Source organism: Clostridium sp. AM34-11AC (assembly GCF_003435375.1).
GTDB classification, from domain to species: Bacteria; Bacillota; Clostridia; order Lachnospirales; family Lachnospiraceae; genus Pilosibacter; species Pilosibacter fragilis.
Genome location: NZ_QWGL01000023.1, coordinates 41,675 through 52,999, shown reverse-complemented (window position 1 = coordinate 52,999; position 11,325 = coordinate 41,675). Strand labels below are relative to the sequence as shown.

Here is an 11,325-nt window from a genome sequence, read left to right as displayed (position 1 = left end):
AGAACGGGCGCTGGAACTGGATGCCGCTGGTTTGACTGTCTATGTGCTGCATGAGGACAATACGGAGAGCATGGTGTTTGACCCACAGGAGATCATGGAGCATGGAGGCCTTTTCGGTGTGGACCGCGAGGAATGGGAGAAAAGCCCTCAGTTCCACGAAAAGGTCATGGAGCGTCAGGAGCATCAGCAGGAACGAGAACAGGCATTTCTCTCCCAGAACAGAAACTGCTTTGCCATCTACCAGGTGAGCCGTGACGATCCGCAGAATGTGCGCTTTATGAATCTGGACTGGTTAGAGTCCCATGATGTTTCCGTAGACCGCAGCAATTATGACCTCATCTACACCGCTCCGCTGAGTGAGTCTGGCACTGTGCCGGAGCAGCTGGAAAAACTCTATCAGCAATTCAATCTGGAAAAGCCCGTGGACTTTCACAGTCCCTCCATGAGCGTCAGCGACATCGTTGCGATCAAACAGGACGGTAAGGTATCCTGTCATTACTGCGACAGCGTTGGTTTTACCCAGATCCCCGGATTCCTGCCGGAAAATCCGCTGAAAAATGCAGAGATGGCCGTAGAGGACGATTACGGCATGATCGACGGCATCATCAACAATGGTGCAAAAGAGCCTACGGTGGCAGAGCTGGAACAGCAGGCCCGAAGCGGTCAGCCCATTTCCTTGATGGACTTGGCTGACGCCGTTCATCGGGAGGAACGGGAAAAGAAAAAATCCGTTGTGGATCAGCTGAAAAGCCAGCCCAAAGCAGAACACAAAAAGACAGCACCCAAAAAGAGTGCGGAAAGGGAGATTTGATATGGGAAACTTTACTTTTGAGGAAATGAACCTGATGTGCATTTACAATACCGGCAGCCGCACCGGGCTGATCGACAGCCTGCGTGAAATGCGCGGCGAGCTTTCGCCGGAGGAAACGGAACTGAGGGAGCTAACCGACAGCGCCCTTACGAAGCTCTGTGCGATGACCGATGAGGACTTCTCTCAGCTGGAGCTGTACCCGGATTTTGACCAGTAAATTTATCGTGTCAGGATGACATAGTGAGAGAAACTGTCCGATGGAAAGGCGGTTTCTTTCATTTTTTACAAAAGCCCACTATACTTTTAAGGTTGAGGAAATTATAATGAATGATGGATAAATATAGAAATTATGGAGGATTACTATCGTGGATAAAGCAGTTATTTATATACATGGAAAAGGAGGAGATGCTGAAGAAGCTATTCATTACAAACAGCTCTTTAGTGATTGTGATGTAATTGGTCTTGACTATACAGCACAGTTTCCGTGGGAAGCAAAAGAGGAGTTTCCATTACTCTTTAATTCGATTTCTAAGAACTATAAATTTGTCGAGATAATTGCAAACAGCATAGGTGCTTATTTTGCTATCAATTCTTTATCAAATCAGCAAATAGAAAGAGCATATTTTATTTCACCTGTTGTAGATATGGAAAGGCTCATTTCTGATATGATGATTTGGGCAAATGTTACAGAAGACAAACTCAAAAAGAAAAAAGAAATTCAGACAACTTTTGGAGAAACACTTTCATGGGATTATCTTTGCTATGTAAGAGAAAATCCTGTTACCTGGAACATTCCAACACACATTTTGTATGGCGAAAAGGACAATCTTACCGCTTATGGAACGATATTTGAATTTGCCCAAAGAACCCATTCAACACTTTCTGTCATGAGAAACGGAGAACACTGGTTTCATACAGAAGAACAGATGAAGTTTTTGGACGAATGGATTGTTGAAAATTCTAAACACAATGACAGCTTTTCAAGAGCAACTTGTGTGCGTTGATGATTATCTTGAACTTAGGAGGTGTTTAATGAAAACGGTTCTTTTACATGGGTTGGGACAAACTGTACAGGATTGGAAAGAAGTAGTCCAACAACTATCAATTTCCGATGTCGATTGCCCAGAACTTTTTTCTTCAGCAGAAGATGAAATATCATATTCGCAGATTTTGGGCGATTTAGAACAGCGGTATTCAGAAGTAAAAGAGCCGCTTCGTATCTGCGGTCTTTCGTTAGGTGCGCTTCTTGCGATTGATTTTGCTATTCGGCATAAAGAAAAAGTGGCTTCGCTGGTTTTGATTGGCGCACAATATAAAGTTCCAAGTTTACTGATAGATTTTCAAAATCTTATCTTCCGTTGTATGCCAAACAAGGCTTTTGAAAGTATGGGACTATCAAAAAGCAGCACCATAAAATTGGCTCACTCTATGCGGTCATTGGATTTTACTTCGCAATTAAACAATATTCGTTGTCCAGTGACAATTTTGTGTGGCAAAAAGGATACTGCCAATCTGAAAGCTTCTAAGCAGCTAAAAGAATTACTACCACAAGCTACTTTGCACATCGTTCCAAATGCAGGACATGAACTCAATAAATATGCACCAAACACGATTGCCGAGATATTAAATAACTAAAATGTAATATTCACAGTTTCACCCAGCAGGAAATCATTTAGGTTTCCTGCTTTTCTTTTACCCCAAAACTGAAAGGAGGACAGAATACCATGCCAACCAAAGCTGAACTATATGCACAGATGGCGGACAAGGTGGCAACACAGCTCACGGGGAGCTGGCAGGAATGGGCAGAGTTTCTCACCACTGCTTCTCGCCTTTACAAGTACCCGTTCCATGAGCAGCTGATGATCTATGCCCAGCGACCGGACGCTACCGCCTGTGCAGAGTACGATTTGTGGAATGAAAAGATGGGCCGGTATGTAAGGCGCGGTTCCAAGGGGATCGCTCTGGTGGACGATTCCGGGGACAGACCACGCCTGCGCTATGTTTTTGATATTTCCGACACCGGAACTCGTGAACATTCCCGCACTCCCTGGCTGTGGCAGCTGGAGGAGCGCCATCTGGATTCGGTGCAGGCCATGCTGGAGCGCACCTATGATGTTTCCGGTGATGACCTTGCCGGACAGCTCACTGAGGTAGCCGGAAAACTGGCTGAGGAATACTGGACGGAGCATCAGCAGGACTTCTTCTATATCGTTGACGGTTCCTTTTTGGAGGAATATGATGAGTATAACATCGGAGTGCAGTTCAAGGCAGCCGCCACCGTCAGTATCACTTACGCTTTGATGTCTCGCTGCGGACTGGAGCCGGAACGCTACTTCGACCACGAAGATTTCATGGCGATCTTTGATTTCAACACCCCGTCCACCATCGGGGCGCTGGGAACAGCGGTCAGCCAGATCAACCAGCAGGTGCTGCGGCAGATCGGCGTTACCGTCCGAAATGCAGAGCGCGAAGCCAACCAAGAAAGGAGCAAACAAGATGAACAATCCCATGACCTATATCCAGAACGGAGACTATCTGATTCCCGACCTGAAGCTGAGCGAACAGCCGGAGAAGCCCCTGGGCAAGTACGGCAGGATGCGGAAAGCATACCTCAAGGAACACCGTCCCATCCTCTACAACCAGATGTTGCTGAGCGAGAAGCTGTACCCGCACCTTCTGGAGATCGACGAGACCGCCCAGAGCAGACTGGAGCAGATGATGCCCCAGCTGGCGAAGGAAGCGGGAGCCACCGAGGAACTGAAAGCCAGCGATCCCATGAAGTGGGTGGGGCTGATGAACACCTGCAAAGCTCAGGCCGAGGAAATCCTGATGGCGGAGCTTATCAACAGCTGACTCTAAACCTGTTCCTCTCCGAAGCGGAACAGATCCAATCCATAGATGAAGCAGAGAATGTAGCGCATACATCCTCTGCTTTTTCTTTTGCCCAAAATGACATCGACCATGTGCTGCGTTTGGGCGGCAATACAGACCGTCAAAGGGAGCGTGTGGTTGCAGCCTTTGAAAAGCAGAAAACCACCGCTGAGATTGCCAAGATACTGAAAACGCTGTACCACGGCGGCAATGGCCTTGGCAGTGTGAGCTCATGGTATGACGAGGATGGTATCCATCTTTCCCATGGGAAGTCTGTCCGTTATGACAGGTCTGCCCAGGTCATTTCCTGGGAGAGCGCCGCAGAGCGTATCGGGGAGCTTTTGGAGAGCGGCCAGTTTGCCTCCAATGTGGAGCTTACAGAAGCGGCAGGCTATGAACGCTCCCTCCTCTCGGAAAAGCTCTGGCATCTGTATCACGATCTCAGTGAGGACGCCAGAAAAGCCGGATATTTGTCCTGCCTGTCAGAGATCAAAGGCAATGGTTTCCCGGAGGAGACTCGCCGCCTGACGGAGCAGCTGAGTGACCCGGCTTTCCGCCAGACACTCAAGGAAGAATACGCCGCCTTCTGGACTGCCTATCAGCAGGACCGTGATCTGTTGCGTTTTCACTATCACAGACCAAGGGAGATCTGGGAGAACCTGAAGGACCTTGACCTGCCACGCAGGACCTTTTCTTCAGACCTTTCCCAAGTGCCAACCGTTCAGCACTTCATTACCGAGGATGAGATCGACGCCGCTATGACCGGCGGCAGCAGTTTCGCCGGAGGAAAAGGCCGTATCTATGCGTTCTTCATGGCAAACCATACGGATAAGGAGAAAGTGAGATTCCTCAAAGACGAGTATGGCATTGGCGGACGCTCTCATGCCTTGTCCGGTGCAACACACAGCGGCGAAGATCACGATGGGAAAGGACTGCACTATAAAAAGCAGGACTGCCCGGATGTTCACTTGAACTGGGAAAAGGTTGCCAAACGCATTACATCTCTCGTCCAGAAAGACCGCTATCTTACAGAACAGGAACAGGCTCAGTATGACAAAATCCAGGCTGAAAAGGAACTGGTCGAAGAAGATGCCATTCAAGCCCAGCAGCCGGAGATGGAGGAAGAAACGCTAAAGCCTACCCTTGGGGAGCAGTTTGAGCAGTATAAGCCTGTGGTGACTGCCGCTATTTCCGAGGATGCCGCATACCGCAACGCCTGCGGTCACAGCGACCATGAAAATGCTGTCATCGAGGGCAATGCCGCTGTGCGCCGTGCGGTTCTTGGTTCTAAGGATATGGAGCTGATCCGACTCTATTCGGATGTGCCGGAGTTCCGTCAGCGTTTACACCGGGAAGTGATCGACGAGACCTATCCAAAGCTCCATGAGCTTCTGCGCCCTCTTTCTCAGGAAGATATTGATACTGCCCTTTGCTCATGGAACGGCAATATCGAGAGTAAACACGCTGTTGTCCGCTATATGAAAGACCATGCAAGAGAAAAAGATACCGCCGCATGGCTGGCTCAGGAATACGGCGGCAGTAACAGCAACAGCCTGTTCGTTGTCCGTGCCGGCAGCCCGGAGGAAACGCAGCTGCCCTGGCCGAAGGTACAGCGCAGGCTTGCCCAGCTCATTCAGGAGGAACGGTTCTATACCGAAGAAGAACAGAACCGTTTTGACAACATCGACCCCATCGCCATCCGGGAAGCCTTGGAAGAAAGAGGGATCGTCAACGGACAGGTGGCAGACCCGGAAAAACTGGACAATGACCCGTTTATCCAGCAGATGATGTCGGATGCAGATCAGATCGCAGCTGCCGAGACAGAGCAGACTTCCGAAGTTTCCATTTCCGATGAGGAATATGATGCCGTTCGCAGCCCCATTCCACAAAGAACCTCCTATGACCCTGCCGCCCCGGTTTATGCCGTGGGCGATACCGTGTATATCGAGGATGACGCCTATCAGATCACCGAGCTGAGGGATGACACCGTACAGCTTCTGCCCACCGGCATGGTATATCCCATCTACCGGGCAGAGCGCAAAGAACAGTTCGAGCAGCTGCTTCGGGCAGACCGCCGCAATGCTTACTATACCGAGTTTCTTCCCATTGACCCGGACAAGGCAGATCAGGACCTGCGGGATGTATTGGCCCATGGACTGATGAATGAAGCAGATAAAAAGCAGCTTTCCTCGCTGCTGCAATCCGGCAGGAGCAACAGCGAGATCGCCTACTGGCTGAGCAGAGCCTATTCCGGTGAGATCGAGACACTGAATCTGGAGACCGGCGATATTGCCGATTACCGTACCACGGCACAGGGCATAGAACTGGAAGTCATGGATGCAGAGGAAAAGCGTCTGGCTATGCTGTATTTCCGCTGGGATGAGGTTGCGCCTTTGCTGCGCGGGATGTATGCCCGTCAGCAGGATGGCTTTGGACAGGAACGCCCCGAACCGGCTACCGAATCCCCGACTTTCCATTCCGAGACCATGGCTGTCTATCCGGGAGACAAGAACAATCTGCCTTATGATGTGGTAGTGGAACGGCTGCATATCGAGGAGCCGGAGCCACCAGCCCCTGTGACTGAGCCGGAGAAAACTTTTGAGGAAGTGCTGGACGAACACCCGGTTTCCATTCAGGTCAACGGCCAGTGGCAGACCTTCCCCAATGCCAAAACTGCCGAGGAAGCCTCCTATGAGGAATACAAGGCTAACCTGCGTCGTAATGCACAGAACTTCCGTATTACCGATGAGCATTTGGGTGAAGGCGGTCCGAAAGCCAAGTTCCAGGCAAATATCAATGCCATTCGTTTGCTGAAAGAGCTGGAAGCTGCTGGACAGCAGGCAAGCCCCGAACAGCAGGAGGTTCTATCCCGCTATGTGGGCTGGGGTGGCCTTGCCGATGCCTTTGACCCGGAAAAACCGGCATGGGCTTCCGAGTATGCCCAGCTGAAAGAGCTGCTGACCCCGGAGGAATATGCCGCCGCCAGAAGCTCCACCCTCAACGCCCATTACACCAGCCCTACGGTCATTCAGGCCATCTATGAAGCGGTGGGCCGTATGGGGTTTGAGACCGGAAATATTCTGGAGCCATCTATGGGTGTGGGCAATTTCTTCGGTATGCTGCCGGAGGAAATGCGAAACAGCCGTCTGTACGGCGTGGAGCTGGACCCGGTTTCCGGGCGCATCGCAAAGCAGCTCTATCCCAAGGCGGACATCACAGTAGGCGGCTTTGAGACCACTGACAGGCGAGATTTCTATGACCTTGCCATTGGTAATGTGCCTTTTGGCCAGTATCAGGTTCGAGATAAAGCCTATGACAAGCTGAATTTCAGCATCCACAACTACTTTTTTGCCAAAGCACTCGACCAGGTGCGTCCCGGCGGCGTGGTGGCCTTTGTCACCAGCCGCTATACGATGGACGCCAAGGATTCCACCGTGCGCCGGTATCTTGCTCAACGTGCCGAGCTGCTGGGAGTCATCCGTCTGCCTAATGACGCGTTCAAAAAGAATGCCGGTGCCGAGGTGGTATCCGACATCATCTTTCTCCAAAAGCGGGATCGCCCGCTGGACATCGTGCCGGAATGGACCCAGACCGGACAGACGGAGGACGGGTTTGCCATCAACCGGTATTTTATCGACCACCCGGAAATGGTGCTGGGCAGACAGGAGCCGGTAAGCACTGCTCATGGTATGGACTACACCGTGAACCCTATCGAGGGACTGGAGCTTTCCGACCAGCTGCATGATGCGGTGAAGTATATTCATGGCACTTATCAGGAGGCAGAGCTGCCGGAGCTGGGCGAAGGCGAAGCCATTGACACCTCCATTCCTGCTGACCCCAATGTGAAGAACTATTCCTATGCCATTGTAGACGGGCAGGTGTACTACCGGGAAAACAGCCGTATGGTGCGCCCTGACCTCAACGCCACCGCCGAAGCCCGTGTAAAAGGTCTTGTGGAACTGCGTGATTGTGTGCAGGAACTGATCGACCTTCAGATGGATGCAGCGGTTCCGGACAGCACCATTCGGGAGAAGCAGGCGGAACTGAACAGCCTCTATGACAGCTTTTCTTCCCAATGCGGTCTCATCAATGACCGTGCAAACCGTCTGGCCTATGCAGACGATTCTTCCTATTACCTGCTCTGTGCGCTGGAAGTCATCGACGAGGACGGAAAGCTGGAACGCAAGGCGGATATGTTCACCAAACGGACCATCAAGCCCCATCAGGCAGTGGCTACTGTGGATACGGCAAGCGAAGCACTGGCGGTGTCCATCTCGGAAAAGGCCTGCGTAGATATGAGCTATATGAGTCGGCTTACCGGAAAAACAAAAGAAGAACTGGCCGGAGAGCTGCAAGGCGTGATCTTCCGTGTACCGGGACAGCTGGAACAGGACGGCACACCCCATTTTGTGACTGCTGATGAATACCTGTCCGGGAATGTGCGCCGCAAGCTGCGTCAGGCGCAGCGGGCGGCACAGCAGGACCCTTCTTTTGCAGTCAATGTGGAAGCTCTTACCGCCGCCCAGCCCAAAGACCTGGATGCGTCGGAGATCGAGGTGCGCCTTGGTGCCACCTGGATCGACAAGGAATATATCCAGCAGTTTATGTACGAGACCTTCAACACCCCGTTTTATCTCCAGCGCAGCATGGAGGTCAACTATTCCTCCTTTACTGCTGAATGGCAGATCAAGGGGGAATCTTCTGTATCCTACAACGATGTGGCAGCTTATACCACCTATGGGACCAGCCGCGCCAATGCTTATAAGATTTTGGAGGACAGTCTGAACCTGCGGGATGTCCGTATCTATGACACCATAGAGGATGCGGATGGAAAAGAGCGCCGCGTGCTGAACGCCAAGGAGACCACTCTGGCTGCCCAAAAACAGCAGGCTATCCGGGAAGCCTTTAGGGACTGGATCTGGAGAGACCCGGAGCGCCGCCAGACTTTGGTGCGCCAGTATAACGAAGAAATGAACTCTACCCGTCCCCGCGAGTATGATGGCAGCCATATCACTTTTGGTGGCATGAACCCGGCCATTACCCTGCGGGAACACCAGAAAAGTGCCATCGCCCATGTGCTGTATGGCGGAAATACCCTGTTGGCACACGAAGTAGGCGCGGGCAAAACCTTTGAGATGGTGGCCGCTGCGATGGAAGCCAAACGCCTGGGCTTGTGCCAGAAATCTCTCTTTGTGGTTCCCAACCACTTGACTGAGCAGTGGGCGTCGGAGTTTCTGCGTCTCTATCCTTCCGCCAACATCTTAGTCACAACCAAAAAGGATTTTGAGACCCATAACCGTAAGAAATTCTGCGCTCGTATCGCGACCGGTGACTATGACGCCATCATCATGGGACACAGCCAGTTTGAGCGTATCCCCATCAGCCGGGAGCGTCAGGAACGGCTTCTCTATGAGCAGATCGACGAGATCACCGAGGGCATCGCAGAGGTGCAGGCCAGCGGCGGCGAGCGTTTTACCGTCAAGCAGCTGGAGCGTACCAGAAAGTCTCTGGAAGCCAGACTGGAAAAGCTGCAAGCCGAGGGGCGAAAAGATGATGTGGTAACTTTTGAGCAGCTGGGTGTGGACCGGCTGTTTGTGGACGAGGCCCACAACTACAAGAACCTGTTTTTATACACAAAAATGCGGAATGTGGCTGGTCTTTCCACATCGGACGCGCAGAAATCCTCCGATATGTTTGCCAAGTGCCGCTATATGGATGAGATCACTGGAAACCGTGGCGTGATCTTTGCCACCGGCACACCGGTCAGCAACTCCATGACCGAGCTTTACACCATGCAGCGTTATCTTCAATATGAACGCCTGCAAGAGCTGAACATGACCCACTTCGACTGCTGGGCTTCCCGATTTGGGGAGACCGTCACAGCATTGGAGCTGGCACCGGAAGGCACCGGCTATCGGGCAAGAACGAGATTCAGCAAGTTCTTTAATCTGCCGGAGCTGATGAACCTGTTCAAAGAAGTGGCGGACATTAAGACTGCCGACCAGTTAAATCTCCCTACCCCGGAAGTGGAGTACCACAACATCGTGGCACAGCCCACCGAACATCAGCAGGAAATGGTCAAAGCTCTTTCGGAGCGTGCATCGCTGGTACACAGCGGAACTGTTGACCCGTCCCAGGATAACATGCTCAAGATTACCTCGGATGGCCGTAAGTTGGGGCTTGACCAGAGGATCGTCAACCAGATGCTGCCGGACGAACCTGGCACAAAGGTCAATCAGTGCGTGGACAACATCATGCAGATCTGGCGGGACGGCAAAGCTGACAAGCTGACCCAGCTGGTGTTCTGCGACATTTCTACACCACAGGCCAAAGCTCCTGCAAGCAAGGCGGCGAAAACGCTGGATAATCCACTGCTTCACGCACTGGAAGGCACTGTGCCTCTGCCGGAACAGGAACCGACCTTTACGGTATATGACGATATTCGTCAGAAACTCATTGCCCAGGGGATGCCTGCCGACCAGATCGCTTTTATCCATGAAGCCAATACCGAAGTGCGGAAAAAGGAGCTGTTCTCTAAAGTCCGTACCGGTCAGGTTCGTGTCCTTTTGGGCAGCACCGCCAAGATGGGCGCAGGCACCAATGTGCAGGACCGTCTGGTGGCACTTCATGATCTGGATTGTCCGTGGAGACCGGGAGACCTTGCCCAGCGCAAGGGTCGTATCGAGCGCCAGGGCAATCAGAATCCCCTTGTTCATGTGTACCGCTATGTGACAGAAGGAACCTTTGACGCATACCTCTGGCAGACGGTGGAGAACAAGCAGAAATTCATTTCCCAGATCATGACTTCTAAATCGCCGGTGCGTTCCTGCGATGATGTGGATGAAACAGCCCTCAGTTTTGCCGAAATCAAGGCTCTGTGTGCCGGAGATCCCCGCATCAAGGAGCGTATGGATTTGGATGTGGAGGTATCCCGCCTGAAGCTGATGAAAGCCGACCACCAGAGCAAGCAATATCGTCTGGAGGACCAGCTGCTCAAATACTTCCCGGAGGAGATTGAAAAGCACAAAGGCTTTATCAAGGGCTTTGAATCCGATCTGGAGGTTTTGGCAGCGCACCCGCACCCGGAGGACGGCTTTGCCGGTATGGAGATTCGTGGAGACCTGCTGACCGATAAGGAGAACGCCGGTGCAGCCCTTTTGGATGCCTGCAAGGAGGTCAAAACCTCCGATCCGGTGCAGATCGGCAGCTACCGGGGTTATGCCATGTCCGTGGAATTTTCCGCTTGGAAACAGGAGTATACGCTCCTGCTGAAAGGACAGATGACCCACCGGGCAACCCTTGGTACAGACCCTCGCGGAAATCTTACCCGTATCGACAATGCCCTCGCCCAGATGCCCCAGCGTCTGGAGGCGGCAAAGGCCCAGCTGGATAACCTCTATCAGCAGCAGGCTGCCGCAAAGGAGGAAGTCGGAAAGCCATTCCTTTATGAAGAAGAACTGAGAAGCAAAAACGCCCGTCTGGTGGAGCTGGATACCCTGCTCAACATCGACGGAAAGGGGCAGGCACATACCGAGTCTGTTGTTACCAAAAGCACACGGCCTTCGGTGCTGGATCATCTGAAACGCCCGGTGCCGGCCCGCAGTACAGACAAGAAACCAAAACAGCATGAGGAGGTGCGATAA

At 52.1% G+C, this 11,325-nt stretch carries 7 protein-coding genes; 6 read left to right on the top strand and 1 reads right to left on the bottom strand.

Annotated features, from left to right (window positions below; all coding sequences use genetic code 11):
- The 4 genes from DW826_RS12965 to DW826_RS12950 form a co-directional block, all read left to right on the top strand.
- Nucleotides 1-811, top strand: an 811-nt coding sequence (locus DW826_RS12965; RefSeq protein ID WP_117552940.1) for a YodL domain-containing protein, incomplete at its 5' end; no start/stop codon positions are given.
- A gap of 1 nt (nt 812) precedes the next feature.
- The gene (locus tag DW826_RS12960; RefSeq protein WP_117552936.1) at nt 813-1,028 is read left to right on the top strand and encodes a transposon-transfer assisting family protein; all 216 of its coding nucleotides are present in this window, start codon (nt 813-815) and stop codon (nt 1,026-1,028) included.
- A 148-nt stretch (nt 1,029-1,176) separates the two neighbouring features.
- The gene (locus DW826_RS12955; protein WP_117552935.1) at nt 1,177-1,815 is read left to right on the top strand and encodes an alpha/beta hydrolase; all 639 of its coding nucleotides are present in this window, start codon (nt 1,177-1,179) and stop codon (nt 1,813-1,815) included.
- A 28-nt stretch (nt 1,816-1,843) separates the two neighbouring features.
- Nucleotides 1,844-2,446 carry an alpha/beta hydrolase gene (locus DW826_RS12950; protein WP_117552934.1) on the top strand — a complete coding sequence of 201 codons (603 nt, stop codon included), beginning with the start codon at nt 1,844-1,846 and terminating at the stop codon, nt 2,444-2,446.
- A gap of 107 nt (nt 2,447-2,553) precedes the next feature.
- Here DW826_RS12950 and DW826_RS18685 read toward each other — a convergent pair whose 3' ends face one another.
- On the bottom strand, nt 2,554-3,321 hold the full coding sequence (locus tag DW826_RS18685) for a hypothetical protein (protein WP_242994098.1): 768 nt from the start codon (nt 3,319-3,321) through the stop codon (nt 2,554-2,556).
- Here DW826_RS18685 and DW826_RS18680 point away from each other — a divergent pair.
- Together DW826_RS18680 and DW826_RS12945 are read left to right on the top strand one after the other, a co-directional pair.
- On the top strand, nt 3,308-3,664 hold the full coding sequence (locus DW826_RS18680) for a TnpV protein (protein WP_242994097.1): 357 nt from the start codon (nt 3,308-3,310) through the stop codon (nt 3,662-3,664). The genes DW826_RS18685 and DW826_RS18680 overlap by 14 nt on opposite strands.
- Before the next feature lie 119 nt (nt 3,665-3,783).
- Nucleotides 3,784-11,325 carry an SNF2-related protein gene (locus DW826_RS12945; protein WP_242994099.1) on the top strand — a complete coding sequence of 2,514 codons (7,542 nt, stop codon included), beginning with the start codon at nt 3,784-3,786 and terminating at the stop codon, nt 11,323-11,325.